The sequence below is a fragment of the Dyadobacter frigoris genome (assembly GCF_005280585.1).
GTDB classification, from domain to species: Bacteria; Bacteroidota; Bacteroidia; order Cytophagales; family Spirosomataceae; genus Dyadobacter; species Dyadobacter frigoris.
In genome coordinates this window covers 377,606-404,089 of the sequence record NZ_SZVO01000007.1, presented here as the reverse complement: position 1 = coordinate 404,089, position 26,484 = coordinate 377,606, and the positions used below count along the sequence as shown (strand labels likewise).

Genomic DNA, 26,484 nt, shown 5'->3' with positions numbered 1-26,484 from the left:
TACTATATATTTTAGTGATAATCAATATAGTTGATATCAAAAACATTCTCTCCTTCAAAGCGGAATACAACTCGGTAATTACCTGTAACCCAAATTGCCCAGTATCCTTTCAAATCGCCGCTTAATTGATGTAACCGATAGCCTGGAATTGCTTTAATCGGATCAAGTGTTTTTGCGGTATTTAAAACCGACAAAATACGTTTGATCTTTTCCACTTGTTCTGCTGGTAACTTGGAAGAATTATTCTTTTCCCAGAGTAACCTTAGCCCTTTGTGCGCAATGGTTTCAATCATTTTTACAAATATACAGTGAAACCCCAGAGGTTACAATTTTTACAAATATTTTAATTTAGAAGTTAATCAGTTGAAGAGTAAAGTATCTTTAAATTATATCGTATGAGTCTATCCTTTCCGTCCAAACCAGCTCCCTATCCGTCGAAACATTCTTTTTTCAAATTCCCAGAAAAAAGAAAATCTACCCCAAATCCAGCCCCAGGCGAGTAAAACAGCTTGGTAAAGGGGTAAAATAATCAGAATGTTAACCGTCCAGAGAAGCCAGGACGGAGATGTTTCCTTTGATAGTCCAACCAGATCAAAAAGTGCGCGCTTGATGTATAAAATGGAAAATCCGGTACAGGCAAAAACCAGTAAAATGATTAAGACGTCCCATCCATTTTTAACATTCCAGCGCTCTTTTAACTTTTCAATCATACTGGTTTATTCGTATAAAAATCCTAAGTGATCTGCTTTGATTATTTCGGTATCCAAGGGAAGGAATTCTTCCCAGAACGGGTCATTTGGAAGGCCTGCTTTGCAAATAATCGGCTCCTTTTTTACAGGATGTTCAAAGAATAGGCGACGGGCATGTAAGTTAATGCTCGCATCCGGATTGGGTTTTGGATAACCATATTTCAAATCACCGCGAATCGGGCAACCCATAGAAGCCAGCTGAACACGGATCTGATGCGGACGGCCCGTTACCGGTGTTACTTCCAACAAATTAAATTTATTGACATCACCCAAAAGTCTGTAACTAAGCTCGGCACGCTGTGATCCGGGAACTTCGTAATCATAAGCAGTAGTAACATTTCTCTGCTCATCTTTAATAAGCCAATGCACTAGTTTTCCTTTTTTTTCTGGCGGACGGTTTTTTACAACAGCCCAATACGTTTTTTGAACGTCGCGTTTACGGAATATTTCATTCATTCTTTCCAACGCTTTTGACGTTTTTGCAAATACAACCAAACCGCTAACGGGACGATCCAGACGGTGTACAGTTCCTAAAAACACGGCTCCCGGCTTGTCATATTCTTCTTTGATATATTCTTTCAACATTTCAAGTAATGGCTTGTCACGCGTTGAATCGCCCTGGACAAGTATACCTGGCTCCTTATTAACAATCAGTAAGTGATTGTCTTCATATATAATTTGAAATGGGCGCTTTGCCATAATTTTTTGTTTTAAACTTTTGTTTTTCTATCGAAGGAAACAAAAGGGAGGTGATCAATAAGACTCCTTTTCGTTTGGAAAAGATTTGCCTTTAACGTCTTTAATATAATTTGTAATTGCCTCGTTCATGATGTCATTTAAATTGGCATACTGACGAAGAAAACGTGGTTTAAACCCTTTATTAATACCCAACACATCGTGAATAACGAGAATTTGTCCATCAGCATGTGGTCCCGCTCCTATTCCTACCGTTGGAATGGCGATACTTTCAGAAACCAGCTTAGTAAGTGCCGAAGGAATTTTTTCCAGAACCACCGAAAAACAACCGATCTCATCCAGCATTTTGGCATCTTCCAAAAGCTTTTTAGCTTCAACTTCTTCTTTGGCACGAACGCTGTAAGTACCAAATTTATAAATAGACTGCGGCGTAAGTCCCAGGTGGCCCATTACGGGAACGCCGGCACTTAATATCCGCACAACAGACTCTTTGATTTCCAGTCCGCCTTCCAGTTTCACAGCATGAGCGCCGGATTCCTTCATAATACGAATGGCAGAACGCAGTGCTTCTCCTGAATTTCCCTGGTAAGAACCGAAAGGAAGATCAACCACGACCAATGCACGTTTTACAGCACGTACAACGGATGATGCATGGTAAATCATTTGGTCAATCGTAATAGGTAATGTGGTTTCATGACCTGCCATCACATTGGAAGCAGAATCTCCTACAAGAATCAACTCAACACCGGCAGCATCCACGATACCGGCCATTGAATAATCGTAAGCGGTCAAACAGGAAATTTTCTCTCCCCGCGTTTTCATTTCCTGAATGATATGGGTCGTAACGCGTTTTATATCAGAACTATGTACAGACATCTTTTTTAATTGTTAATGGTTAAGGGTTAATTATTAATGGTTAACCATTCACCATTAACAATTAATCATTAAAAAAACTATCTTCTTATCAGCCAGCTTTCCGGATTAAGCCGTGATGTGCTTTTCCAGATTTGAAACTGAAGTTCAGAAGTTCCGTCACCGTCCGTTGCTACGCGGCCGATCGTTTCCCTCGCCTTTACTTTTTGTCCGGCCTGAACTGTTACACCCGACATTTTAGCATAAACAGTCATGTAATTTCCATGCTGAATAGCAACCACATTACCCATTCCCGGCATTTGTGTTACATCCAAAACAACACCGTCATAAACAGACCGAACTGTTTCTCCTGCGTTTGTTTGTATATCCACACCCAGGTTATCAACCATTACACCTTTTAAAACGGCATGTGGGCGTTGTCCAAAATGACCGGAAATAAATCCTCTAGTTGGCCATGATAAACGTGATTGCGAAGCAGCAAATGACGATGCAAGCGTAACTTCTTCATCACTCATCCCACTTGATGAAACAACCGGCTCTTCTTTTGGTTCTTCCTCAATTATTTTTGCTTCACCTTTTTTCTCTCTTTCTGCGTTTTCGCGGGCTATGCGTTCACGTTCAGCTTTTCTTTTTGCTTCACGTTCAGCACGTTCCTCTCTTTCCCTTCTTTCGCGCTCCTTTTTCTCTCTTTCGGCAATACGACGGATGTTCGCTTCCAGTAAGTTTGTCGCTTTCCGGTTTTCTGCTAATTGATTGCGCAGTTCAACTTCCTTTTGCGATAATTCTTTTACAACCTCATCCTGCTTGGTTTTCAGGCCTTCAAGTTTTGTGTTTTCCGAAACCTGAGTAACGAGTACGGTTTGTTGCTGTTGTTTTTTGGAAGTAATACGCTGGCGTTCGGCCATCAGTTCCTTTTCCAGCACTTCCATTTGTTTTACCTGTCCCTGACGGGCGTCTGTATATTGTTTTAAATATTTGTAACGCAACACAAACTGATTGAAAGTTCCCGAAGAAAACAGGAAAACCAACTGATTCAGATACACGTTCCTTTTGGAAGCTTCATAAATCATGTCGCCATATTCGGCTTTTAACTTGCCCAGGTCATTAGCAAGTACAGACCGCTTTTTTTCAAGCGTTTTGAGTTCCTTATCCAGGATTGCCATATCGTCCGACAGCAGATCAATCTTTTTCTTTAAGTTATTGATTTGCTGATTCAGCGCACGCAACTGACCAAGGTTGACGTTTTTCTGAGAGGATGTCTGTTTCAGAATGCTCTGAATTTCGTTCATCTTGTCCTGGTTTTCACTTTTTTCCCGTTCCAGCTGTTCACGGGATTTTTGAGCAAATACGCTAAAAGACGTACAGCACAAAAGTGTCAGTACCAGAAATAAACGGCGATAATCGGGTTGATGAAAGGGCATATTTATTTTTCTTGCTGCCAAAATACCTTAAACGGCACGCAAAGTTAAGCAGACTTCACGTTTTTGTGCCTATAAATGAGTGGAGAATCTGATTTTTACCTTTTTCGGGTGTAGCTGGAAGGTATACTAAACGGGAATCCTGGGTTTTTAGCCGCCAATTCTACTTTATTATGTTTGATACGCATAGTGGTCTGATAGAATTGCTTGTCTTTTTGAGACTGAACATCCAGGTTGATAAGGCTGCCGAAAGGAAACAGAAATCCGCTTACGTCTTTAAAATCCTCGTAATTCAGCGTAAAGGTATTTTTTGTAGGAATTTCAATTGCTTTCAATTGTTGAAGTTTCAGATTTTTTTCATCAATATAATTATCCAAAATAATCCGCTCGTTCTCCTGATGAAGAACAATAAACTCATTTTCCTTATAAAATTTGGAGTCAGACGCAGGTGCGATAGGAAGATTTCCTACAATGATTGATTGTAAAAGTTTAAAATTCAGATCGAAATTATATTGTTTACTTAGCTGCGCATAAGTGAAAACAAAATATTCCTTGTGAAATTTGTCAACAAAAACAATGGAATCCGGCGTGATTAATCCGCGGGCAACTTCAAAGCCAATTCCAGTTACGGAAAGCCAGATCAGACTGTCTTTTTTTATTCTTATATTGACATTAGTATTGTCAAAATCCTGCGTGCTGCTTCGAAAGGAAAATTTGGATTTTGTCAGAAGATAGTCAAACGCAATTTCACTCACATTTACAGGTGCCACTGCATTGGCTGCCATGGAATCCGTTTTTGAAGAATCTTTTAATACAAAGGCCGAATCAAGCGCTGGCCTTGTTGTTCCTTTTGAAAGATGTTTTTTGTGGCATGAAGTAAACCAAATGCAGCCCAAAGCCAGGAACCATACCGTAATCTTATTGTTCATGTAATGTCCCGGTTGCTATTTTTTTATCCAGTAGTTCAGTTGTTTCTCCCATTTTCTTGGCTTTTTTCCATTGAAGAACGGCGTTATCGCGTTCGCCCAACTTGAATAGTACATCTCCATAATGTTCAACAATTGTGCCACTAATATTGGATGTATCCTTAATCGCTTTTTCCAGCGATTCCTTTGCTTTTTTGTAATCTTTCCGAATGTATAAAACCCAGGCATACGTGTCCAGGTAGGTGGCATTATCCTGATGCTGCTGAACAAGACGTTCGGACATTTTTAGTGCCAGATCCAGTTTTTCTTTACGAAGAGAAAGGAAATAACTGTAATTATTCAAAACGTGATCATTGTCAGGGTTTTCCTGTAAAGCGAGGTCGTAAGCTGCGTCTGATTTTGCGTTATCACCAAGCCCATTATATGCGTCACCGAGCTGAGCGTGGATATAAGGAATCATATCCGGCTTATCTGTGATTAGTTTCAGACTTTCTTCAAATGATGAAATGGCTTGTTTGTAATTCTTTTTCATCAAAAGTGCCGTTCCGTTGGAATACCATAACAGGCCTTGATTTGGGAAAATTTCCAACGCTTTTTCTGAATGCGCCAACAGGCTGTCGGCCTGATTCAATTCCCCGTCGAGCTGAATAATGGCACCCCAGACTTCATAAACAGAACCGTCCAGCCCGGCAGCTATTGCATACTTATCGCGGGCCTCTGCTTTTTTTCCGCGGCGCATGAGCAAGTCTGCATAAATAACGTGCGTACGTGCTTCACTTGGATGTGTTTCAGCCAATTGCTTGGCAAGAACGAGTGCCTCGTCCATTTCATCTTCTGTTTTCAGCATTTTAAGATAACCTGAAAGCACACGAATTTTGGGATCAGCATCCAGGTTTGGGTTAGCAAAAACCAGTTTTAACTCCTGATTACATTTTTGGACGTCACCATTTCGGCGATAAATATCTGCCAGAAGAACGTGTGCCTGTGCTTCATCAGGATTAATTTTTAAAGCTTCCTGTAAAGGGAGAACGGCATCCGAAATTTTGTCGTTAGCAATCAGCATTTCTGCTATTTCCACACGATAACTTGCTTCTCCAGGTTCGCTGTCTATCAGTTTTTTTGCTTCACCCAGCGCTTTTTCCAGTTTATTTTCCCTTAAATAAAGCTGTTCTTTCTGATGTGTAATTTCCTCAGTTACCCCAATTGATTTTTCAAGGAGATCGTAAGTCTGGATTGCTTTGTCAAATTGTTCGTTGAAAACATAAATAGCAGCAAGCTCAATTCCATACTCAAGATTTTCAGGATTTTTGGCCACCAGCGGCTCATAAATTTGCGCGGCTTCGGTATATTTTCTTTTCTTGGCATAAAGTTCTGCCAGTTGTTTTGCATAAAACGCATTGGTTTTATCAAGCTCATAAGCTTTTTTAGCAAGAATAAGGGCCTCATCCTGCCTGTCCAGTTTCAAAAGAGCAGTGGCTAACAAAAAATATCCGGCTCCGTCCGAAGGACTTTTTTTGATAATCTGTTCAAATACCGGAAGTGCACGGGCGGGCTGATCCGTCATCATGAATTTCATTCCTTCCGCGGTAAGTGTTTCCTCTTCCAGCCGAAATCCGGAGACAACTGCGGATTTTTCCTTTTCATGGGTTTTACTTCGACGTTGTGCATCGACGCGCGTGATTCCGAAAGCCATTAAAAGGCTTGTTAGCAAGAATATCTTCAATAATTCTATCCTCATATTTTTCTTGTTGCCAATCAGGAATTAAGACTAATCGGCTGTTTCAATATAAACAGCAAAGGTACCATTTTTTTTTCTGGTTGATTGGCAGAATCCCGGGCCGCTCTTCAATAGTAACGGATATTACAAAATATTCTTATAAGAAAGTCACTTATCGTACAGAATAACCTCCTTCTCCTGAACCCGGTATCCCCCAGGCAGTTAATGCCTCAGCCCGGATTGTTACATTTGTAGTGGCATCGGTATTGAAATAACTGAATTTTGCTTTGCCATCTTTGTCGGTTCTAAGCATTGGGGCCCAGAAAATTGTCGAGCGGTAATCAGGAACATTGTTATTGGGCAGGTCCAAATCGTAGCGGGGCGTATAAAATTCCCGGGGCGTGTTAAAACCTGCAATTTTTGAAACGGTTACACCTGGCAAGATGTCTTTCGAATAATCATAGTTGACGTTAGCACGTTTTGTTAAAACTGAAATAACGCCTCCTCCTCCACGGCTTCCGAAAATTGCAGCGGAAGTACCTTTTAGAACATCAATTGTTTCAACATCAAAAATATTAAGAGAAGTGATCATAGCTTTGTCAACAGGCACGCCGTCGAGCAAAAAGGTAGGTTCTGTATTACTGTTTCGAATACGTATCGAAGCATTGGAGCCTGATCCTGAGACTAGCACACCGGCCACACGGCCCTGAATCATATCCAGCACAGTCATGGCACCGCCTGTTGTCATGGCCGAAACTTTTATCGTCGCATCGGCGTGATTATATAATTTTCTGTTATCCCGGGGAACCTCTTTTTGTCCACGGATCGTCACTTCTTTTAATAGTTTTTCCCTGCTCGCGCGAATTTTTCTTTCAATTTCCAGATATTCTTCCGTCCTTTTTAAATAAGCCGCCATTTGTAATGCATCCACAGTAATCGGGTAAAACGGTATCCGGGAAATTGTAAATTTAGGCGGGTCAAAAGGAGTGACCAGAATGTTGAGCATATCCCTGTTTTTAGGATTCATTCCCTGCAAACGAACATTTAAGGAATCTTTAAAAACCAGGTTATCCAGCGAAAACAATCCTGTTGACCCCGTTTCTGTAGTCAAAAATGTATTTATGCTATCGCCGGTAAGATAAACTGAAAGCATCACATTTTCTGCCGGTTTTTTACTGTTTCGTTTTACTTCACCCTGAATTGAAAAACCCTGTTCTACAAAACGGGCGGGTGCGGTATGTGTTTCCTGCAAAACGTCTTTCCAATCAAATCTGCGCCAACCCTGAGTCATCATCAGGATATCAACTTTGATTTTCCGGTCTTCATTTTTTTTGTCAAAATAATAGGAGGGTTGCTCAATAGTACCTTTCAGGTCGGAAGAAAGCAGTAAGTAAGAAACGATATTCTGGTCAAATGGCTGCTGTGCAATTTGTCCCGCGTCTGTAACGGCTACCGACAAATTGGTTTCTACCGGTGCGCCGGAGCTATCTGTGACCATTACTTCAACCTCCGTTTTCTCTCTTAATTTGTATATGTTTTTTTGTGTATTGATCTTGACATTAAGCCGGTCGCCATGGTCTATAAAAACAACCCGCTCACAAACAGGTTGATTCAAATGGTCAAAAAGTGTCAGCTGCGTTATACCATCCGGAAATGCTGATGTTGGAACATTAAGCTGCAATCCCTTTTTTGTTACTTTTCCTTTTGCCGCAAAAGCAACCAGACCTCTTGTATGTGCGACAATATTTATTTCCTTATCCGTATTGTCTGAAAAATTGGCATAAATCAGGACACGCATTTTATCTGTTGTAGTCAGATTATTAACCATCATGATATATCCTTCCGGTTTTATTTCGGGAAAATTAAATGCTTTGAACGGCTCCGACTTTTTTCTCAGATAGGCTGTGTATTTCTGGTTGGCGGCTGGTTCAAAAGGGAATTTCCCCATGCCTAAATGCTCACTTTTCAGAGCAGCAATCGTATCGTTATTTTGGTTAAGAATAAAACCATTCACATCCGGACCCAAACCCGATTCGTCAATTGCCTTAAATCCTATACGAGTGCTCAGGCCGGCAACAAGTTGGCCGCCCTCGGGAAAAAACTGAACATCGAGTGCAGAGGCCGGACTTGCGGGTTTTTCTACATTATCATTGAAAAGGTAAATGTCTTTGTGAAAAAAGAAATCTTCCTGGAAATTACGCATCCAACTGGTATAGGCCCGAATAGTATATGCTCCTTTTGGTAAATCATCATTTAGTATAATGTCGCCCTTTCCAAATCCTCCGCTCAGTTTTACCCTTCTCAGCGCTATGCTTTTACCGTTCCGTTTATCAAGAAGATCAACATAAAGAACCTGACTCGCGCTATCTGCAAAATGCACGGAACCTTCTGCCAGATATGCATTGAACCAAAGTGTATCGCCGGTGATATAGTAAGGTTTATCAAGATGCAGATAAGCTTTTTCCTGAGGGAAAATACGGCGGTATTCCTGTAATCGGGTTAAAATTATTTTTGAAAAATCGTCTTCTGCCCATTTGTAAGAGGCAAGGGCGAAAACAGAGAAAATGAGAATTAGGGTCTTAGGTAAGGTGAGTTTGAAGGGCATGGCTGGTGATAAATTTTTAGTTTGATATGAAAATTAGAAGTGTGGTTTTATCATAATATTTTTTTGGAATTATAAATTGGTTTGGTTGCGATCTCCTATGCCACCCTTTCAGGGTTTAACGGTTGATCATCGTTTACGTTTTTCTATAATAATGTCATCCCTTCGGGATTTTTGCCCTTCGAATTTTTTAAATTGAAAAGATTTTGATTATTTCCTATACCCCCCTTTCAGGGTTTAACGGTTGATCGTAGTTTATATTTTTCTATAATAATTTCATCCCTTCGGGATTTTTGCCCTTCGAATTTTTTAAATTGAAAAGGTTTAGATTATTTCCTATACCCCCCCTTTCAGGGTTTAACGGTTGATCATAGTTTATATTTTTCTATAATAATATCATCCCTTCGGGATTTTTGCAATTCGGATTTTTTAGATTGAAATGGTTTTAGATTATTTCTTATACCACCCTTTCAGGGTTCTACAAATAGCTATTGGTTGCTTTTTCTATAATAATGTCATCCCTTCGGGATTTTCTATATTCGAATATTTTGATTGAAAACTAAGTTTTTGCCAAACCTTTTATATCATATTGCGTATTTAAAAATATTGTGGAATGTTTCCTTTCTCTTTTAATGTAATCATTCGAGATTATTATACCTTAACATCTTATGAACTTCCGAGATCCAAAATCCCGAAGGGATGATATTATTATAGCAAGTTAGATCGAGCCGAAAACCAAACCCGGAACGGGTGGCATAACCAGCTTAACTATTGTCCTGTCGGTCGACTAATGTGTTGAAAGTTGATACCTACTCAATCCAATCAAACAAATACTTTTCATCATACTGAACCTGAAATTTCGTCAGCATATCAATATATTCTTCTTTAAAAGTTTTCTTTTGATGATGTGCTTCCTGGTTACTAATATACTTAAAAACAGAATCGATCTGAGATTGTCCATAAGTAAATGAACCAAAACCTTCCTGCCACGCAAACTTACCTTTCACAAATTTTTTGGAATTAATAAAATTCGAAGAGTTATTCTTGATATCTCTAACCAAATCAGAGACAGACATTGATGGTCGGAGCCCGATGAAAACATGTACATGATCACCGACACCATTAACGATAATCGGTTTTTGATCTTTTCCTTTAATGGTGCCAGCGATATATTCGAAAACCTCAGTCCGAAATTCTTTTTTAATCAAATTTTCTCTGCCTTTTACAGCAAAAACCACCTGAACATACAATTGTGAAAAAGTACCAGCCATAGTATCATTAAGTTAGTGTGTGTTAAATATTCGAAATTCAATTCTTCCGATTCAACCTCTGAACGGCAAGAAAAATAGGATAACTCAATACCAAAAACAAAATCGAGTATTTACTGCTTGAAATATCCTGAACCACCGCCGAAACCAAAAATGCTATCGAAATAATCAGCATCAAAACTGGCAAAATCGGATAAGCAGGCACTTTCCATGGACGAGCCAATTCCGGTTCTTTTTTCCGTAACATCAGCAACGAGGCAAACCCGGAAGTATATCCCAAAACAAAAAAGAAAGTAGCAATATCCGAAAGTTTTTCACACGCCTCCTTTCCAACCAAAATAAGAATGATAGCGACAGCGGCTGTTATGGGCATGGCCAGAGCGGGTGTTCCTCCTTTGTTTACATAGGTCGCAGCTCTGATAAATAAACCATCACGGCTCATCGAGTATAGCACGCGCGGATTGAATAACATTTGTGCATTTACAATTCCAAGGATTGAAACCATCAAAAATATCGTTACAATTTTCCCTGAACCTTCTCCAAAAATTAAGCGGATTGCATCGGCAGCGGCAAGTTTCGAGCTGGCTAATTCATTCATTGGCAAAATGTAAAGTATCGCCAAATTGCAAAGCAGATAAATAATGATGATCAGTAAAACGCCGCCAATCATCGATTTTGGAAGATTTTTTGTGGGATTTTCGTCTTCCTCGGTGAAGTAAGCTGCTGTGTGCCAGCCGTCATATGTATAAAAAATGGCTTGAAGAGAAAATATGATTGGACCGATAAAACTTCCGGTTTGAATAATTTTACTTGTAGTCAAACTGGCATCTGCGGAGGAAATTTCTTTTCCATAAATATAACATACAGCTACAAAAGTGAATAAACCTACGGCTTTCAGGAAACTCATCACATTTTGAAAAGTACTTGCCAAGGCGAGGCCAATCCAGTGTATTCCGGTTAAAACCAATAATATAGAAGCTGCAACATACGGCTCATAACCCAAAAGTGATGGAATTAATAGCGCAAGGTATTCGCTCATCGTATAAACTCCGAAACCCAGGGCGGCGCAAGTACCCATCCAACTGTTTATTCCTACAACAAATCCTGCATAATCGCCGAAAGCGCGACGTGCATACACATACCAGGCTCCGGCTTTTGGTACAGAAGTCCCGAGTTCAATGGTGCAAAGTGTTCCGAGAAAGGCGTATAAACTGACTGCAATCCAAGCGCCCATAATGAGCCAGGGTTCTCCTAATTGGGCTGCAATCGGTCCGGGTTTTCTGAGAATTCCGGTTCCAATAGTACCGCCGATAGTCACGGCAATACCAAAGCCGACACCGAGTATTTTGAGTAATTCTTTTTTGGGAGAAGGTTGTGTCATAGGAGTGATTGGGAAAAGTGCTTTTCCGAAAATAGTCAAACTTTCGGAAAGTTAACGCTACCATACCACCGTTTTGTCAAAATGAAGATTGACAAAATAAAACCAAAAAAATAGGGTACAAGCCCGAAAGCGTGTACCCTACTAAAAAATTTATCGTTTTTACCCTACAAAATCGCCTCAGCCAAAACCAAAACTTTATTGTTCAGTACCTCAACCACACCACCATCGATGGTATAAGTTGTTTTGGCGCCACTGATATCAACAACCACATCGCCACGTTTAAGCGAGCTTACAAGCGGTGCGTGGTTATTCAACACCTGAAACTGTCCGTCGGTACCCGGTAAAGTAACAGCATTTGCCTCTCCGGCAAATACTTTTTTATCTGGGGTAATGATATCTAAATGCATATTTAATTGGCTTTTGGCTGTTAACGATCAATATTGTGATTATCTGTTAGCAGCTTCTGCCATCATTTTTTCACCTTTGATCTGAGCATCTTCGATCGTACCAACAAGGTTGAAAGCCATTTCAGGAAGGTGATCGTATCCGCCGTCCATGATCTGGTTGAAACCTTTAATTGTATCGTTGATGTCTACCAACACACCTTTAAGACCTGTAAACTGTTCAGCCACAAAGAAAGGCTGTGACAAGAAACGTTCTACACGACGAGCGCGTGATACAACCAGTTTATCTTCGTCAGATAATTCTTCCATACCCAAGATCGCGATGATATCCTGCAATTCTTTGTAGCGTTGCAAAATGCTTTTCACGCGTTGAGCACAATCGTAATGTGCATCACCTAATGTTTCAGCGTTCAAGATACGAGAAACTGAATCCAGTGGATCCACAGCTGGATAAATACCTTTTTCTGCAACTTTACGAGAAAGCGTAGTTGTTGCGTCCAAGTGGGTAAATGTCGTCGCTGGCGCTGGATCCGTCAAGTCATCCGCAGGTACGTAAACCGCCTGTACAGATGTAATAGAACCACGTTTTGTGGAAGTAATACGTTCCTGCATCTGCCCCATTTCAGTAGCCAAAGTTGGTTGGTAACCTACCGCAGAAGGCATACGCCCCAAAAGAGCCGATACTTCAGAACCTGCTTGTGTAAAACGGAATATATTATCGATAAAGAAAAGGATATCACGTCCTTGTCCTTCGCCATCTCCGTCACGGAAATATTCAGCAACTGTAAGACCTGTCAAAGCAACACGTGCACGTGCTCCAGGAGGTTCGTTCATCTGACCGAACACGAAAGTAGCTTGTGAATCTTTCAAAGTTTCGTAATCTACTTTTGAAATATCCCATCCGCCTTCTTCCATGCTGTGTTTGAAATCGTCACCGTATTTAATAATACCCGCTTCGATCATCTCACGCATCAAGTCATTTCCTTCACGAGTACGCTCTCCAACACCTGCAAATACGGAAAGACCGGCATATGCTTTTGCGATGTTGTTGATCAATTCCTGGATCAATACCGTTTTACCAACACCCGCACCACCAAACAAACCGATTTTACCACCTTTTACATAAGGAGCAAGCAAATCAATTACTTTAATACCTGTGAAAAGTACTTCAGTCGCCGTTGCAAGATCTTCATATTTTGGAGCAGAACGGTGAATTGAGATACGTTTGTCAGAAGCGTCAACTGGTCTAAGACCGTCGATAGGCTCTCCAATTACATTAAACAAACGTCCTTTAATTGACTCACCAGTCGGGATTGTGATTGGTGAACCAAGCGGAGTTACTACCATCCCGCGGAACATACCTTCAGTACTATCCATCGCAATAGTACGAACTCTGTCTTCTCCCAAGTGTTGCTGACACTCAAGAACTACTTTTTGTCCGTTTGATTTGATGACTTCTAATGCATCAAGAATAGCCGGGATGCGTTCGCTGTCTTCAAATGATACGTCTACAACGGGTCCAATTACCTGCGTAATTTTTCCTAAGTTTGTTGCGTTTGCCATTATAAGAATTTTAGTATAGTCTATGAGAGGTTATTTTCGAACCGCAAAAGTAGGAGATAATTTGGTCAGTACCAATAGTGTCACAATTGATTTATAGGATATTTTTTAGAAAATCACCCAAATTATGTGAAAAGTGTATAGAAATTATCAGAATCGATGACAAAAATAGTTTTCGAAGGAACTTTTTGTTTCTTGTTATGGCAAATGTTATTAAGCTATAAGTTATATTTTATTTTCGTCGGGCTGCGATTGAAATGAAATTCAGATCAATCTTTAAACACTTACACACCAAATAATACTAAATATGAATGCTGAACTTTTGAACCGTATCACATTCAATTTTTACCAGTGCGGTGGAAAACCATGCATTCGTAATATGCGTATCAGAGTTAAAGATATTCTTGAGTTATTGGCAAATGGCTTAACTGCGGATCAAATAATTGATGGGGAATTCCCTTCGCTTGAAATAAATGATATAAAAGCCTGCCTTTTATATGCATCCCTTAAATTGTAAACCAAACTTCATATAAATATCAAACCCTTCAAAAACCCGATTAAATAGAAATTACCGGACGTTAATGTTAGTTTTAACCCATTATATCAAAACTACAAAAGCCATCGTTGGTAAACTTTCCATATCGGACTAAAAATATTTATGAAAGAACTTTTTTTCTGGAGAGTGTGGTCTTCATCTGAACGCCGTATCAGTATAGCGGCTTTTGCTACAATTATATTGGCCCTTCTTTTCTTTATTGTTAAAGGTATTGATCCGCTTGCCAATGTTATCCGCTGGGATGTTTTGAGTGAATTGTCAGAGATTTCTACCGTTGTTGACATATTAAAATTTGATAACTGGCAATATGGAATTTCCGGTCCATCCAATCTTGTGACGGAACAGTTTGTGGCATCAACCATGCAGACTGATTTTATTACGATCAAAATATTCTGGGGGTTAATCATCGTTGGACTTTCCTCTATTCTTGCTTCATTAACCACCATGCCACGCTTCTGGTATCTGACCGGAATGGTAGCTTTTATCGTTTTAGTAGCCTCTGCCCGATTGGAAACGCTTGGTGTTTTCGGGGAAGGAAGTCGTACATTGTTCATTCTTACCGTCGTTTTATATGGGGGATTGAGCTACTATTTCCACGCATTTCGCCCGGATCTTGGTATTGGGTCCAGGATTATGGGACTTTTAGGAATTTCCATTTTCCTTGTGCTGCTAATAACATTTCTTTCGACGGTAGCTTTTCCTGCACTTACCGCGGCATCTTATTCGCTGCCGATCTGGCTGCTAATTTCTATTTTATTTTTGCTGATTTCAGCTACGGAAATTATTGCAGGCCTCGTTTGGCTAAGTACCAGTGGCCAGATGAAAGCCGGGAAATCCGGTTTTGCTAATTTTTTGGTAATAACAATCCTCTACCTTCTTTCGCTGGTATTGCTTTATTTAAAAAATACGAGGCAGATTGATTGGGACCTTACCTTATTAAGTCCGGTTTATCTGGCTATTGCAGCTGGTATCCTTGGAATATGGGGTTTCAAAAAAAGAGTTGATTCTACCAATGGGCTGCTTTCGTTCCGCTCAACGGGCTTCTGGTTATATACCGGAATGTTTATTGTTGCAGGCGCCTTCGCAGGTTATGCAGCAGGTACAGCCAATGATCCGTTACTGGAAGTATTGGAAGATGTTGTTGTTAATGGCCAGTTAGCGATGGGAATAGTGTTTCTGTTTTACATCATTATCAATTTTTATGCGGTCTTTAAGCAAAATCTGGCCGTTCATAAAGTCTTGTATAAACCCATGCGTTTTGGATTGACTCAAACGCGGCTGTTTGGCTTTGCAGGTGTGGTTATATTGTTTTCAATCCAAAGGTTATTGCCCGTTCATCAGGGAATTGCAGGATATTTCAATGGATTGGGTGATTTATATTCAAACACCGGTGAATATCCTTTAGCTGAGCAATATTACAAAATGGCTTTGCAGCAGGAATTTCAAAATCATAAATCCAATTATGCGCTGGCGTCTCTTGCGCTTACGCAGGGAGATAAAGTCGCCGGAGCCTACTATTTCCGTCAGGCATTATTGAAAAATCCCTCACCACAGGCTTATGCAGGGCTAACGGGAGTATTAATGCAGGAAAGTTTATTTTTTGATGCAATTTTCAGTTTGCAGGAAGGGTTACGCGCTTTCCCGGAAAGCGGAGAGCTCCTGAATAATCTGGGTATGCTTTATGCCAAAACCAATGTCGCGGATTCAGCGCATTATTATCTGGATAAAGCAGAAAAAAATAGCAAACGTCCGGAAGTTCCTGCTACTAATTTGCTGGCGATCTGGGCCAGAAGTACGGATTCAGGTTTACTCGATTCCTTGGCAAATAATAGTACGGCTCAAAAATATCTTTCATGGCAGGCTAACTGGCTTGCGGTCCAAAACTTACGTCAGAAATTTTCAAAACAGAATTTCGAAAATGATGCAATCAAATCGGATTCGTCTTTAAGTGTTTCCGGTCTGGCTTATTTAGTCAATTATTCCAAAAATCAGGCAGGTCTGGATAGTTTTCCGGCTACTTTTTTACCAAAACTGGCTAATAAAAATCAGTTGCTATCGGAAGATCTTTCTCTTGCCGCTCTTTATCCGGAATTTTATAGTGGTAATAAATTGAAAGCCGTTGAGACACTTTCAGTTTGGGCGGAACAAGGTGGAGAAAAAGCCAAAGTTTATCACAAGATTTTAGGTCACTGGTTATTACAGGTGGGGTTGTATGATCTTGCGATCAAACATCTTTCCAATGTTGATGGAATTGAGGGAGTATTGGGGCAGGCCGTTGGCTACTCACTTTCCGGGCAACAGGCGATTGGCGGATTATTATTGGAAAGAATGCAGGAAAAAGAGCCAAACGCAGCACTGCAAAAACTGCAAAATTCTTTAATGACGATAAAAGCACCGAAAACTAAGGCAGATTCGCTTTTTGCAATCGCTCAAAAATCACCATCGGAAAAAAATTACAGCAATGCTGTTCATGCCAATCCTTTTGACGAAAAAATTGTCTCTGCTTCCGCCAGTTATTTCAGACAAAAAAAGCAGATCCCGAAAGCTTATAGTATCGTTTTAGATGCGTTAAAATTCAACGACCGTGCTCCGCTTCTCTGGGAAGAATATACGATTTTAAGTTTACAGCAAGGCCTCATCGGACAAGCTGATGAAGGAGAAGCACAGGTGAAGGAAATCTCCTCTCCTGCCGGTTATCAGGCTTTTCTTGCTCGCTATCAGCCTATGCGCGCTCTCATCGAAAAACAGCGGGCGGAGTTTAAGTGATTTTTTATTTTAGCATTTGAAAGACGCGATTTGCCAGTTTTGAAAAACAAATTGTCCTGACGAGCCGGCATATTTTCTTCAAAATCCCAACAAACCTATGACGTTACAGTGGACATCAACGATGAGCGGAACGGAAACGCGTATTTTTCGAGGAAAACTGATCGCCGGATTATTGAAAGGAAGCCTTTGGAAGGATGATGCTTATGGCGAATTGAACGGGCATATGGTGCGGTTTAAAACCACAGGTTTTTGGAAACGCAAAACGCTGATTCTGGATATTGAAGGAACAAAAGAACTTGGCCATATCGAATACAATTCCTGGAAAACATCTGCCGTGATCATCTATGAAGATAAATCCTATGAATGGACTTTTGACTCGTGGGCGGGGAAAAACTGGAAAATAAAGAGCGGTGAAGATCAGGCGATCTATTCCAAAACCAGCGTCTGGAAAAACAAGGGAGATATTGAAGTAGAAAATATTTCTCCCGCGATCATTCTGGCCGGACTTTTTGTTTATGGTTATTTCCAGAAAATGGCAGCAGCGGTGGCCGCGTCTTCCTGATTAATTGAAACTTTCCTACCAAACAATAATTTCATTTATATGAAAATCATTGAAACGACCGATATCTCAAAACGTTATGTGATGGGCAGCGAGATTATCCAGGCATTAAAATCGGTAACCATTTCTGTCAGCAAAGGAGAATACGTCGCTTTTATGGGACCGTCTGGTTCCGGGAAATCGACGTTAATGAACATTATCGGTTGTCTGGATACGCCCAGTACCGGAAAATATATTTTGAATAATAAGGACGTCAGCGATATGACGGAAAGTGAACTGGCGGAAATCCGTAACAAGGAAATCGGATTCGTTTTCCAGACCTTCAATCTTTTACCAAGAATGTCTTCACTGGATAATGTGGCTTTGCCGCTGATTTATGCGGGTTTGAATAAGGCTGACAGAACTGAAAAGGCAATGCTTTCGCTTAAAAATGTTGGTTTGGAAAATCGTGCAGGACATAAACCCAATGAACTTTCCGGGGGGCAGCGCCAACGTGTGGCGATTGCGCGTGCGCTTGTAAATGATCCAAGTATTTTACTAGCGGATGAGCCAACGGGAAACCTGGATTCGAAAACTTCCTACGAAATCATGGATCTTTTTGACCAGTTATATAGCAAAGGAAATACAATCGTAATGGTTACGCACGAAGAGGACATTGCGCATTATGCGCACAGGATCATACGCTTACGTGATGGTCTGGTAGAATCTGATTCTATCAATCCTAATCCTACGAAGGTTGGGCATCTGGTCTGATGATATAAATGTCATTTGACATAATTTTAGTAACTTTCGGAAAAAGAAAGAAGAAGATGGAAGGGATCAGCTATTTAACGGACAATGCGGGACAGAAAAAGGCTGTGGTTATTGATTTTTCTTTATTGAAAAACAAGGATAATTTGGCCGAAATTCTTGAAGGTATAGAAGATGAAATTGCTGTGGAATTAAGACAAAACGAACCGAGATTGAGCTGGAAAGATGTACGAGATACATTGCTTGATAAGGACTGATGTATCAAATAGAAGTAGTAAAATCGGCACTTAAAGAACTGGAAAGCATACCAAAAATCTTCAAGTCAAAAATAATTTCGAAGATTGATGATTTGGCCGCGGAACCAAGACCCGGCGGTGTGAAAAAATTGGAAGGTTCAATTAATACTTATAGGATTGGAGTAGGAAACTACCGTATAATATACCAGATTAAGGATCTTCAATTAATTATTACAGTCATAAAAATTTCGGATAGAAAAGACGCATACAAGTGATGATATAGAAATATTTCAGTTTTTAAGCGTTTTAGTTTAACGAAATACAAGAATCAAAGTAAAATCCGAATGAATTACTTAATCGATGTAATTTATTCGGATTATTTTTAGTTAATACCTTTATGAAAATCAATTTCGCAGACTTAATTTTATTTGAAAACGAGGATTTTCTTCTCGTTAATAAACCACCTCATTTGGCCACGCTGGATGAACGTACCGCCGATCGTGGCGGAAGTGTTTTACGCCTTGCCAAAGAATATAATTCTGAATTACAGGCAGCGCACAGGTTGGACAAGGAAACTTCGGGTGTTTTGGCTTTTGCTAAAAATCCGGCAGCTTATCGTCATTTGGCTATGCAATTTGAGCATCGTCAGGTTACCAAACGTTATCACGCCGTAACAAATGGAATCCATAACTTGGATAGTATTTCCGTTTATCTGCCAATTTTGGCTTTAAAAAATGGTACGGCAGTAAAAATTGATAGGGTAGAAGGAAAGGTTGCAGAAACAATTTTTAATACACTAAAAGTGTATCGTGGTTACACACTTGTGGAATGTATCCCCATAACGGGCCGTATGCACCAGATCCGTATTCACCTTTCCTGTCTGAAAGCTCCCATCGTTTGTGACCCTCAATATGGCGGAGAACCAATTTTTCTTTCCACTTTAAAACGGAAATTCAATTTGAAAAAAGAAACCGAAGAACAACCACTTATTCAACGGGTTGCACTCCATGCGTTTTCTCTTTCTTTTGCATTGATGAATGGAGAGCAGGTGAGAATTGAAGCGCCTTATCCGAAAGATTTTGAAGTTTTGGTTAAACAATTGAATAAGTTTGGGGTGTAAAACTTTTGTTTCCAGTTATTTATAAGTCCAGGATCTATGAAATCAAATTTATCCTTTTCAAAAGTATTCATTGCTACGTTTTGTTTTTTGATGATGTTGGTCAGCCTTTCAGAAGCTCAGAATGTCAGAAAAAATGATGTGATTATAACCCGGACAAACGAAAAGATAGAGGCGATTATTCAGGAAATTGACGCTAGTACGGTTAAATATAAGAAAGCTAGTGACCCTGAAGGGCCTGTTTTTACCCTAGACAAAAAGGAAATTTCATCTATTCTGTATGGTAATGGTGAGGTTGAAAAGCTGGATAATGCTACGGATGAGTACTTTGCGCCGGGGAAAGTAGAGCCACCTGTTATTTATAATAAACCGGCGGAAAGGACTTATGATAACAGGAGCGGTGTTTCTTCATCGCAGAATTCTGATCAGCTGCGTAGAAATTATAACTTGTACTTAAAGAAATCGAGGTCGTACAAAAAGCTGGGTATCATTAGTGCATCTGCGGGGATATTATTTACGGTTATTGGATTTATCAAAGTTTCGGACGAGATAAATTATTACAATACTTATGGATATTATCAGTCGGAATCAAATCTTACGGCCGGTTCATTGCTTTTCACAGCTGGGCTTGGAGCAGGTATTCCGCTTACGATTCTTGGATTTGTAAAAGGTAAGCGATACGCAAGAAAAGCGGTTGACGCTCAACAGGAATTGAGAAGACGAAACGAACCTTTTTCGTTGAGACTAAGTCCAGGATTCAATCCGGTAACACAATCTGGATATCTTGCTTTGAAAATGAATTTCTAAAAATATCGGATAAAAGGCATTAAAAAAGCGGTTTGGAATCCCCAAACCGCTTTTTTAATGCCGAAAAGAAATTCTTAAAATTTGAAAGATATACCGAGCTGTAAAGGAGATGCACCATAGCCTACTTCTGCCCATCCGCTTAGCGCTGGCTTGAAATAATAACGGGCACCCGCATGAACAGATGGTACAATATCTGTATAGGACGTTTTATAGTCATTGTTATAAGTTCCTCCACCTTTGTACTTTGCAGAATAAGTACGGACATAAAGGCCTGCACCTGCGTAGATATCCAACTTCTCAATATTTAATTTTAGTAATTCATTGAAGTGATATGAGGCCCGCGGTCCAACATAGACATAAGAATAGCGCCAATCTCCACCCAGATATTTTGTGCTTACAATGGCTGCATAAACGCCTCCGCTGATTTGATTAGTAAATCCATATTCCGCAGATACATTAATTGGAACCCCATTTCCGTAAAGCCCGAAAGTACCAAGACCAATCCCGACATTCAATAATTTATCTCCTTTTTCATATTGTGCGTAGGCTGAGTGCGAAGTAACACTCAAAATGGCAATAACGATTAGCGTTGATAGAATCTTTTTCATTTTGAATAATTGTTAGAAGTATAATAATAGCACAAATAAAAGTGATTATTTCGTCCCTTCAAAACTTGTGCCATTACTACTTATTATTCGGGGGCTTATACTTGATGAACGGTTGTTTTCATTGATATTTCCAATGCAAATCAGATATCTTTTTTCAATTTGTCATGAAAAACTTTACGGAATTTTTCAAGTTTTGGGGCAATGACAAACGCGCAATATCCCTGGTCAGGATTCTTTGCAAAGTAATCCTGATGATAATCTTCGGCCGGATAAAACTTGTCTGCTTTTGTTATTTCCGTCACGATCGGCCTGGCATATGCACCAGATTTGTTCAACTCGTTTTTTGCTTCTTCGGCCAGTTTTTTCTGTTCATCATTTTGGTAAAAAATCACAGAACGATACTGTGTCCCAACATCATTTCCCTGACGGTTTAATGAAGTTGGGTCATGTCCGCGGAAAAATGCTTCCAAAAGCGCTGTATAACTGATCTTTTTAGGATCATAAGTTACCTGAATACATTCTGCATGGCCTGTCGTTCCTTCACAAACTTCTCTATAACCGGGATTTTTAACATGACCGCCGGAATAACCGGATACTACATCTTTTACACCATCCAGCGTTTCGAACAGCGCTTCAGAGCACCAGAAACAACCTGTTCCAAATGTGGCAATTTGCATATTGGCAGTATCAATTGCAGCCGATGCTGATGACTCATTATTCATTTTTTTCTTTTGTTTTTTGTCAGACTGTGCACATGATACAACGACCATACAGCACATTAATATGAATGTGAAAAACGGGATGTTTGGTTTCATTGAAATGATATAGTTAATTTTAAACTTATGTTAGGCAAACAACTAATTACAGCAGAAAGTTTATACCGTAATTTTACACTTCGAACCGAATTTGAATGTCTGTGGCCTCACAATCCGATCTATTCAGATATACGATTAAAACGGATTTGACGATCATAAAGAACAAACGGTACCGGGAATTTGTATAATTATTGTATAAATAATCAGTCATTTGTTTAGACGCAACTTGTTTCTTTTCCTTACAGATTATCACCTGAATTTTTGATTATTTTTCAAATGACTTATTTACATTTTAAAGCACTTCATATCATTTTCGTAGTGAGCTGGTTTGCAGGCCTTTTTTATATGCCGCGCCTGCTTGTTTATCACACAGAAGCCCAAAGTAAAATCGAGGCCGCCAGAGAAGTTCTGAATGAACAATTCATCAAAATGGAAAAACTGCTCTGGAACGCGATCATGGTCCCGGCTATGTGGATGACTTTGATTACAGGAAGTATTATGATTTACATTACGCCTGGCTGGCTAAGTCAGGGCTGGATGCATATGAAACTTACTTTTGTGCTAGGATTGATAGTATATCATTTTTTTACAAGAAAACTGATTCTGGAAATTCAAAAAGGTCACTTTCGTTTTTCTTCCATTCAATTACGCTTGTGGAATGAAGTAGCTACGATCTTCTTATTTTCCATTGTTTTTCTGGTGGTACTGAAAAATTCGGTAGACTGGATCTGGGGCGTTTTGGGTTTGATTGCTTTTGCGGTAATGATCATGTCGGCAGTCAGGATTGTAAAAAAGATCCGGGAAAAGAAGGTTAGTGAATAAGTTTCCACAGTATTCGGACATTTTATATTAGAGATAAGCAACTTAATGTATTTCCTGTACGTTAAATTATTTTGGTATGGTTCTTTTAAATATCAAATTGTTTATTTCTTATATACAAAAACTCAACGATCATGGTTTATATAAATAAGGTAATATATTTCATCGCAAAAGTCTGGTTTGCATTTGTTATGCTTCTGGCTCTTGTGCTTACGGCGATACTTTCTTTTCCATTTTTTATTCTGGAATGGATTGACAAATCACCAGCTAAAACAGATAATCTTGTTTTAAAAAGCAAACTGATACAGTTAAATAAAACTTCCGGGTAAGGAATTTTTATCGTTTTATATCAAAATGAGAGCTTTTCCAAGTGGAAAAGCTCTCATTTTTTTACGTTAAAAACTAAATTTCTATACTTTCATATAACTCAGGGATCACAACATTTTTAAATCCTGCATTTTCCAATTTGGCTTTATAGGAAACCTGTGTGTCATATTCTCCATGCACAAGAAATACCTTTTGAACTTGCTCAGGATTCTGGCAGGCGAGGAATTGAAGCATTTCACTATAATCGCCATGGGCCGAAAAGGAGTCCATCACTTCAATTTTTGTTTTAACTTCAAACATTTCACCAAAAATATTAACTTCCTTATCTCCTCTTTTCAAAGCGCCCGCCAAGGTATTGGAAGACGCATAACCAACAAGCAAAATAGTTGAATCCGGATCGCCAATATTGTTTTTAATATGATGTTTGATACGCCCGGCCTCTGCCATTCCCGAAGCAGAAATGATGATGCAGGGTTTGTCCAGATCATTTAAAGCAATGGATTCACTGGTTTCAGAGATATAATGAAGATTTGGAAAGGCAAAAGCATCGCCATCTTTTTCAATATAATCCAGAATTTCAGGGTTAAAACATTCCTCATGATCTTTCATGATTTTCGTAGCACGAACTGCCAGCGGACTGTCAATATACACATCAATCCGGGGCAGTTTCCCTGAATTTGATAATTTATCCAGCGTATAAATCAATTCCTGCGTACGGTCAATGGCAAAAGCGGGAATGATCACTTTGCCCTTTTTTTCTACACAAGTTTCGCTGACCACCTTTAGCAAATGCGCCTGCATATCATTTTCTTTTGGATGCAGTCTGTCGCCGTATGTTGATTCGCTGATGATAAAATCAGCTTGGGGAAAGGGTTGTGGTTTTCTTAAAATATTATCTTCCTGTCTGCCAATATCTCCGGTAAAAGTCAGTTTTTTAATTGTTCCTTTATCCGGAATACTCAAATGAACAGCGGCGCTTCCTAAAATATGTCCGGCATCGGTAAAGAAAACAGAAACTTTATCTTCTCCTAAATCAAATTTTTCTCCATACTGAACGCCTTTGAACAAAGTCAGCGCTTTTTCTGCATCTTCCGAATTATACAATTCTTCCACGAAAGGCCTTCCCTGCTTTTGGCGGCGTTTGTTAACGCGTTCCAGATCTTTTTCCTGAATATGAGAACTGTCCAGCAGCATAATTTTACAGAGATCGGCCGTTGCCGTTGTACAATAAATTGGCCCGGAAAATCCTTGTTTTATCAATCTTGGAATTAAGCCTGAGTGATCAATATGGGCGTGGGAAAGAACCAGGTAATCTACTTCTGACGGCTCAAAACCGAATTTCTGATTAAAATCGTCTGTTTGAATTCCCTGAAATAATCCGCAATCCAGTAATATTTTTGTGCCTTTTTCGGTTGTAATTAAATGTTTGCTGCCTGTAACGGTGCGTGCGGCACCAAAAAACTGAATTCGCATGTTATTATCGGCTAATCGTTTGTTGATATTTGAAAATTCAATTTGAAGAATTTCAATCAAATAAACGCGAATTGGTATAAATTTTTCCTTAAAACGTACAATCAGTTACCTTTGTAGAATAGAAATTATTCTGGTAGCACATAAAGCGCGTTCAAGTTGCGGCCAACGCCATCATAATCCAGACCATAACCTACAACAAAACGATTGGGTATTTCAAATCCAACGTAACGAAGGTCTACGGGTTTTTTAATCGCTTCCGGTTTGTGAAGAAGCGTAGCAATTTCAACAGACAAAGGTTTTAAAGCATGGATTTGAAGTAATAACTGGTGCATGGTAAGTCCGGTATCAACAATATCCTCGATAATTATGACGTCGCGGTTCGTAAGCTTTTCTTCCAAACCAATGATTTGCCGTACCTTTCCGGTAGATTCCGTTGCGGTGTAAGAAGACAGCCTGACGAAAGTGATCTCACAGGAAAGAGGAATATTTTTGACAAGCTCCGAAGCGAACAGAAATGCACCGTTTAATACTACTATGAACAAAGGACTGCGTCCTTCATAATCGGAATTAATTTGGGCTGCCAGTTCAGCAATCCGGTTTTCAATGTCGTCCCTGGAAATGAACGGAGAAAAAGTTTTATCGTGAATTGTAATCATGTCAGAATTTTCTTGGACAGTAATATTAACTCTTTTTTCAAAAACAGGACAGCACACAAACGTAAAATATGAATCCGACGTTAATATTGACAGATTTTTAAGCTTAATTATGAAAATAGTGCTGATTAAACCTATTGCTTTCAGTCTTGTTATTTTTCTATCCATTTCATCAGCCGTCGCCCAGCTTTACTCTTCGGCGGAACTGGATAAGAATTATGATATGGTTATCAAAAATCCAAGCGTACAGATCGAAGCAACAGAGGCAATTAACATGTTGTATAATTTTAAATTTGCCGAAGCTGATGCTGAATTTCGCTGGCTGAAATATCGATATCCCAAACATCCTATGCCTCATTTTTTAATGGGTTTGGCGGAATGGTGGAAAATTGTACCGAATACTGAAATTGAGACTTACGATAAAAGTTTTTTGGCCCAGATGGATTCTACGATCAATTTGGCAGAAGAACTTTATGATAATGAAAAGAATAAAATTGAACCGGCATTTTTTCTGGCTGCTGCTTATGCCTTCAAAGGGCGACTTTATTCTGAACGGAAACAGTGGACAAAAGCGACTTTTGCGGGTAAAAATGCGCTGAAATACCTGGATGTCTGCAAAGGAAACGGAGATCTGACGCCGGAACTTTTGTTCGGAGACGGGATTTACAATTATTATGCGCAATGGGTTCCAAGTGAATATCCGTTACTAAAACCGATTCTGGCTTTTTTCCCAAAAGGAAATAAAAAGCTTGGCGAACAGCAATTGGAAACAGTGGCGAACAATGCTTTTTACACCCGTGTGGAAGCGAGATATTTCCTTCTTCAGATTTACAGCATGGAAAATGAATATGGAAAAGCGTACGAAATGGCGAAGTACATGTGGCAGACATTTCCAAACAATCCGTATTTCGAACGTTACTTTTGCAGAACTGCATTTGTGACGGGAAAAACCGGGGAAGCTGAAAAAGCGGCTCAAAATATTCTTGACAAAATCAGCCAGGGCATCCCGGGTTACGAAGGTGTAAGCGGCAGGAATGCAGCGTATGTTTTAGGTTTTTACAATTTGCAGTATTACCGGAATTATGACCTGGCGAGCAAGTATTTCAAACAGGCAGTGGATTTTTCAACGCAGACAAATTCGATGAATGCGGGTTACTATGTGTCGTCGCTTTTGGGGTTAGGTAAAATTGCAGAAATGCAGAAAAACTATGATGAGGCACTTAGTTATTATAAACTCGCTGACGACAAAGCAGATAAACATTCAAGTCAGGAAAAAGAAGCGCGCAAGCATATTGAAGCCTTGAAAAAGCTAAAACGTGAAGAGCGCCGTAACAGAAGGAAATAACCTGATATTCCGTCGGACGGCTTTTTTGCCGTCCGACGGATAAGAAACCGAAGAATAAT

General features: G+C 39.7%; 27 protein-coding genes. 11 read left to right on the top strand and 16 right to left on the bottom strand.

The genetic code is table 11. The annotated features are described in order from the left end of the window. Positions 1 to 11: 11 nt before the first annotated feature. The 12 genes from FDK13_RS17130 to atpD all read right to left on the bottom strand — a co-directional run bounded on the left by FDK13_RS17130 (position 12) and on the right by atpD (position 13,597). Positions 12 to 293: a type II toxin-antitoxin system RelE/ParE family toxin gene (locus FDK13_RS17130; RefSeq protein WP_137341217.1), complete on the bottom strand. Its 282-nt coding sequence runs from the start codon at positions 291 to 293 to the stop codon at positions 12 to 14. Positions 294 to 401: 108 nt separating this feature from the next. Then, a complete protein-coding gene (locus tag FDK13_RS17125; protein ID WP_137341216.1) occupies positions 402 to 710 on the bottom strand; it encodes a DUF6787 family protein in 309 nt (102 codons plus the stop codon). Positions 711 to 716: 6 nt separating this feature from the next. After that, on the bottom strand, positions 717 to 1,448 hold the full coding sequence (locus tag FDK13_RS17120; protein ID WP_137341215.1) for an RluA family pseudouridine synthase: 732 nt from the start codon (positions 1,446 to 1,448) through the stop codon (positions 717 to 719). A gap of 54 nt (positions 1,449 to 1,502) precedes the next feature. Continuing rightward, positions 1,503 to 2,321 carry a 3-methyl-2-oxobutanoate hydroxymethyltransferase gene (panB, locus tag FDK13_RS17115; RefSeq protein WP_137341214.1) on the bottom strand — a complete coding sequence of 273 codons (819 nt, stop codon included), beginning with the start codon at positions 2,319 to 2,321 and terminating at the stop codon, positions 1,503 to 1,505. 77 nt (positions 2,322 to 2,398) lie between these two features. After that, positions 2,399 to 3,739, bottom strand: a complete 1,341-nt coding sequence (locus FDK13_RS17110) for a murein hydrolase activator EnvC family protein (protein WP_137341213.1) — start codon at positions 3,737 to 3,739, stop codon at positions 2,399 to 2,401. A 95-nt stretch (positions 3,740 to 3,834) separates the two neighbouring features. Next, positions 3,835 to 4,665 (bottom strand): lipoprotein insertase outer membrane protein LolB1, encoded by an 831-nt coding sequence (gene lolB1 / locus FDK13_RS17105; RefSeq protein WP_137341212.1) that lies wholly within the window; start codon positions 4,663 to 4,665, stop codon positions 3,835 to 3,837. Continuing rightward, complete coding sequence (locus tag FDK13_RS17100) at positions 4,655 to 6,355, bottom strand: tetratricopeptide repeat protein (RefSeq protein ID WP_229216073.1); 1,701 nt, start codon at positions 6,353 to 6,355, stop codon at positions 4,655 to 4,657. The genes lolB1 and FDK13_RS17100 overlap by 11 nt, the downstream gene beginning before the upstream one ends. A gap of 196 nt (positions 6,356 to 6,551) precedes the next feature. After that, the gene (locus FDK13_RS17095; RefSeq protein ID WP_137341210.1) at positions 6,552 to 8,984 is read right to left on the bottom strand and encodes a TonB-dependent receptor plug domain-containing protein; all 2,433 of its coding nucleotides are present in this window, start codon (positions 8,982 to 8,984) and stop codon (positions 6,552 to 6,554) included. An 806-nt stretch (positions 8,985 to 9,790) separates the two neighbouring features. Further along, entirely contained in the window at positions 9,791 to 10,252 is a 462-nt protein-coding gene (tnpA, locus tag FDK13_RS17090; protein ID WP_137341209.1) for an IS200/IS605 family transposase, read from the bottom strand. Positions 10,253 to 10,289: 37 nt separating this feature from the next. Continuing rightward, on the bottom strand, positions 10,290 to 11,630 hold the full coding sequence (locus FDK13_RS17085) for an APC family permease (RefSeq protein WP_137341254.1): 1,341 nt from the start codon (positions 11,628 to 11,630) through the stop codon (positions 10,290 to 10,292). A 164-nt stretch (positions 11,631 to 11,794) separates the two neighbouring features. Beyond that, positions 11,795 to 12,037: an ATP synthase F1 subunit epsilon gene (gene atpC / locus FDK13_RS17080; RefSeq protein WP_137341208.1), complete on the bottom strand. Its 243-nt coding sequence runs from the start codon at positions 12,035 to 12,037 to the stop codon at positions 11,795 to 11,797. 39 nt (positions 12,038 to 12,076) lie between these two features. After that, positions 12,077 to 13,597 carry a F0F1 ATP synthase subunit beta gene (gene atpD / locus FDK13_RS17075; RefSeq protein WP_137341207.1) on the bottom strand — a complete coding sequence of 507 codons (1,521 nt, stop codon included), beginning with the start codon at positions 13,595 to 13,597 and terminating at the stop codon, positions 12,077 to 12,079. A 304-nt stretch (positions 13,598 to 13,901) separates the two neighbouring features. On the opposite strand from atpD, the gene FDK13_RS17070 reads away from it, so the two are divergent. From FDK13_RS17070 to FDK13_RS17035, 8 genes are all read left to right on the top strand, one after another. Next, the gene (locus FDK13_RS17070) at positions 13,902 to 14,111 is read left to right on the top strand and encodes a DUF433 domain-containing protein (protein WP_137341206.1); all 210 of its coding nucleotides are present in this window, start codon (positions 13,902 to 13,904) and stop codon (positions 14,109 to 14,111) included. Between the two features lie 141 nt (positions 14,112 to 14,252). Continuing rightward, the gene (locus FDK13_RS17065) at positions 14,253 to 16,916 is read left to right on the top strand and encodes a tetratricopeptide repeat protein (RefSeq protein WP_137341205.1); all 2,664 of its coding nucleotides are present in this window, start codon (positions 14,253 to 14,255) and stop codon (positions 16,914 to 16,916) included. Positions 16,917 to 17,013: 97 nt separating this feature from the next. After that, a complete protein-coding gene (locus FDK13_RS17060; RefSeq protein ID WP_137341204.1) occupies positions 17,014 to 17,478 on the top strand; it encodes a hypothetical protein in 465 nt (154 codons plus the stop codon). A 39-nt stretch (positions 17,479 to 17,517) separates the two neighbouring features. Beyond that, positions 17,518 to 18,228 carry an ABC transporter ATP-binding protein gene (locus tag FDK13_RS17055; RefSeq protein WP_137341203.1) on the top strand — a complete coding sequence of 237 codons (711 nt, stop codon included), beginning with the start codon at positions 17,518 to 17,520 and terminating at the stop codon, positions 18,226 to 18,228. An 8-nt stretch (positions 18,229 to 18,236) separates the two neighbouring features. After that, the gene (locus tag FDK13_RS17050) at positions 18,237 to 18,482 is read left to right on the top strand and encodes an RNA methyltransferase (RefSeq protein ID WP_137341202.1); all 246 of its coding nucleotides are present in this window, start codon (positions 18,237 to 18,239) and stop codon (positions 18,480 to 18,482) included. Beyond that, on the top strand, positions 18,482 to 18,736 hold the full coding sequence (locus FDK13_RS36635; protein ID WP_220417376.1) for a type II toxin-antitoxin system RelE family toxin: 255 nt from the start codon (positions 18,482 to 18,484) through the stop codon (positions 18,734 to 18,736). The genes FDK13_RS17050 and FDK13_RS36635 overlap by 1 nt, the downstream gene beginning before the upstream one ends. Before the next feature lie 122 nt (positions 18,737 to 18,858). Further along, positions 18,859 to 19,581 carry an RluA family pseudouridine synthase gene (locus FDK13_RS17040; protein ID WP_137341201.1) on the top strand — a complete coding sequence of 241 codons (723 nt, stop codon included), beginning with the start codon at positions 18,859 to 18,861 and terminating at the stop codon, positions 19,579 to 19,581. 36 nt (positions 19,582 to 19,617) lie between these two features. Next, entirely contained in the window at positions 19,618 to 20,385 is a 768-nt protein-coding gene (locus FDK13_RS17035) for a hypothetical protein (RefSeq protein WP_137341200.1), read from the top strand. Positions 20,386 to 20,459: 74 nt separating this feature from the next. Here FDK13_RS17035 and FDK13_RS17030 read toward each other — a convergent pair whose 3' ends face one another. Both FDK13_RS17030 and msrA read right to left on the bottom strand, forming a co-directional pair. Next, positions 20,460 to 20,993 (bottom strand): hypothetical protein, encoded by a 534-nt coding sequence (locus FDK13_RS17030; RefSeq protein ID WP_137341199.1) that lies wholly within the window; start codon positions 20,991 to 20,993, stop codon positions 20,460 to 20,462. 140 nt (positions 20,994 to 21,133) lie between these two features. Continuing rightward, positions 21,134 to 21,808: a peptide-methionine (S)-S-oxide reductase MsrA gene (gene msrA, locus FDK13_RS17025; RefSeq protein ID WP_170982820.1), complete on the bottom strand. Its 675-nt coding sequence runs from the start codon at positions 21,806 to 21,808 to the stop codon at positions 21,134 to 21,136. A 276-nt stretch (positions 21,809 to 22,084) separates the two neighbouring features. Here msrA and FDK13_RS17020 point away from each other — a divergent pair, with 276 nt between their 5' ends. Further along, on the top strand, positions 22,085 to 22,630 hold the full coding sequence (locus tag FDK13_RS17020) for a CopD family protein (protein WP_137341198.1): 546 nt from the start codon (positions 22,085 to 22,087) through the stop codon (positions 22,628 to 22,630). A gap of 131 nt (positions 22,631 to 22,761) precedes the next feature. Then, positions 22,762 to 22,956, top strand: a complete 195-nt coding sequence (locus FDK13_RS17015) for a hypothetical protein (protein ID WP_137341197.1) — start codon at positions 22,762 to 22,764, stop codon at positions 22,954 to 22,956. A gap of 73 nt (positions 22,957 to 23,029) precedes the next feature. Here the strand turns inward: FDK13_RS17015 and FDK13_RS17010 are convergent, their stop codons facing one another. Together FDK13_RS17010 and hpt are read right to left on the bottom strand one after the other, a co-directional pair. Continuing rightward, positions 23,030 to 24,427 carry an MBL fold metallo-hydrolase RNA specificity domain-containing protein gene (locus FDK13_RS17010; protein ID WP_137341251.1) on the bottom strand — a complete coding sequence of 466 codons (1,398 nt, stop codon included), beginning with the start codon at positions 24,425 to 24,427 and terminating at the stop codon, positions 23,030 to 23,032. A gap of 125 nt (positions 24,428 to 24,552) precedes the next feature. Next, positions 24,553 to 25,083: a hypoxanthine phosphoribosyltransferase gene (gene hpt, locus FDK13_RS17005; RefSeq protein WP_137341196.1), complete on the bottom strand. Its 531-nt coding sequence runs from the start codon at positions 25,081 to 25,083 to the stop codon at positions 24,553 to 24,555. A gap of 109 nt (positions 25,084 to 25,192) precedes the next feature. On the opposite strand from hpt, the gene FDK13_RS17000 reads away from it, so the two are divergent. Continuing rightward, the gene (locus tag FDK13_RS17000) at positions 25,193 to 26,425 is read left to right on the top strand and encodes a tetratricopeptide repeat protein (RefSeq protein ID WP_229216072.1); all 1,233 of its coding nucleotides are present in this window, start codon (positions 25,193 to 25,195) and stop codon (positions 26,423 to 26,425) included. The last annotated feature ends 59 nt before the right edge of the window (positions 26,426 to 26,484 follow it).

Excerpts from the sequence above, each read along its gene's own strand:
- FDK13_RS17130 (WP_137341217.1), bottom strand. The coding sequence starts at position 293 with ATGATTGAAACCATTGCGCACAAAGGGCTAAGGTTACTCTGGGAAAAG.
- FDK13_RS17125 (WP_137341216.1), bottom strand. The coding sequence starts at position 710 with ATGATTGAAAAGTTAAAAGAGCGCTGGAATGTTAAAAATGGATGGGAC.
- FDK13_RS17120 (WP_137341215.1), bottom strand. The coding sequence starts at position 1,448 with ATGGCAAAGCGCCCATTTCAAATTATATATGAAGACAATCACTTACTG.
- panB (WP_137341214.1), bottom strand. The coding sequence starts at position 2,321 with ATGTCTGTACATAGTTCTGATATAAAACGCGTTACGACCCATATCATT.
- FDK13_RS17110 (WP_137341213.1), bottom strand. The coding sequence starts at position 3,739 with ATGCCCTTTCATCAACCCGATTATCGCCGTTTATTTCTGGTACTGACA.
- lolB1 (WP_137341212.1), bottom strand. The coding sequence starts at position 4,665 with ATGAACAATAAGATTACGGTATGGTTCCTGGCTTTGGGCTGCATTTGG.
- FDK13_RS17100 (WP_229216073.1), bottom strand. The coding sequence starts at position 6,355 with ATGGCTTTCGGAATCACGCGCGTCGATGCACAACGTCGAAGTAAAACC.
- FDK13_RS17095 (WP_137341210.1), bottom strand. The coding sequence starts at position 8,984 with ATGCCCTTCAAACTCACCTTACCTAAGACCCTAATTCTCATTTTCTCT.
- tnpA (WP_137341209.1), bottom strand. The coding sequence starts at position 10,252 with ATGGCTGGTACTTTTTCACAATTGTATGTTCAGGTGGTTTTTGCTGTA.
- FDK13_RS17085 (WP_137341254.1), bottom strand. The coding sequence starts at position 11,630 with ATGACACAACCTTCTCCCAAAAAAGAATTACTCAAAATACTCGGTGTC.
- atpC (WP_137341208.1), bottom strand. The coding sequence starts at position 12,037 with ATGCATTTAGATATCATTACCCCAGATAAAAAAGTATTTGCCGGAGAG.
- atpD (WP_137341207.1), bottom strand. The coding sequence starts at position 13,597 with ATGGCAAACGCAACAAACTTAGGAAAAATTACGCAGGTAATTGGACCC.
- FDK13_RS17070 (WP_137341206.1), top strand. The coding sequence starts at position 13,902 with ATGAATGCTGAACTTTTGAACCGTATCACATTCAATTTTTACCAGTGC.
- FDK13_RS17065 (WP_137341205.1), top strand. The coding sequence starts at position 14,253 with ATGAAAGAACTTTTTTTCTGGAGAGTGTGGTCTTCATCTGAACGCCGT.
- FDK13_RS17060 (WP_137341204.1), top strand. The coding sequence starts at position 17,014 with ATGACGTTACAGTGGACATCAACGATGAGCGGAACGGAAACGCGTATT.
- FDK13_RS17055 (WP_137341203.1), top strand. The coding sequence starts at position 17,518 with ATGAAAATCATTGAAACGACCGATATCTCAAAACGTTATGTGATGGGC.
- FDK13_RS17050 (WP_137341202.1), top strand. The coding sequence starts at position 18,237 with ATGTCATTTGACATAATTTTAGTAACTTTCGGAAAAAGAAAGAAGAAG.
- FDK13_RS36635 (WP_220417376.1), top strand. The coding sequence starts at position 18,482 with ATGTATCAAATAGAAGTAGTAAAATCGGCACTTAAAGAACTGGAAAGC.
- FDK13_RS17040 (WP_137341201.1), top strand. The coding sequence starts at position 18,859 with ATGAAAATCAATTTCGCAGACTTAATTTTATTTGAAAACGAGGATTTT.
- FDK13_RS17035 (WP_137341200.1), top strand. The coding sequence starts at position 19,618 with ATGAAATCAAATTTATCCTTTTCAAAAGTATTCATTGCTACGTTTTGT.
- FDK13_RS17030 (WP_137341199.1), bottom strand. The coding sequence starts at position 20,993 with ATGAAAAAGATTCTATCAACGCTAATCGTTATTGCCATTTTGAGTGTT.
- msrA (WP_170982820.1), bottom strand. The coding sequence starts at position 21,808 with ATGAAACCAAACATCCCGTTTTTCACATTCATATTAATGTGCTGTATG.
- FDK13_RS17020 (WP_137341198.1), top strand. The coding sequence starts at position 22,085 with ATGACTTATTTACATTTTAAAGCACTTCATATCATTTTCGTAGTGAGC.
- FDK13_RS17015 (WP_137341197.1), top strand. The coding sequence starts at position 22,762 with ATGGTTTATATAAATAAGGTAATATATTTCATCGCAAAAGTCTGGTTT.
- FDK13_RS17010 (WP_137341251.1), bottom strand. The coding sequence starts at position 24,427 with ATGCGAATTCAGTTTTTTGGTGCCGCACGCACCGTTACAGGCAGCAAA.
- hpt (WP_137341196.1), bottom strand. The coding sequence starts at position 25,083 with ATGATTACAATTCACGATAAAACTTTTTCTCCGTTCATTTCCAGGGAC.
- FDK13_RS17000 (WP_229216072.1), top strand. The coding sequence starts at position 25,193 with ATGAAAATAGTGCTGATTAAACCTATTGCTTTCAGTCTTGTTATTTTT.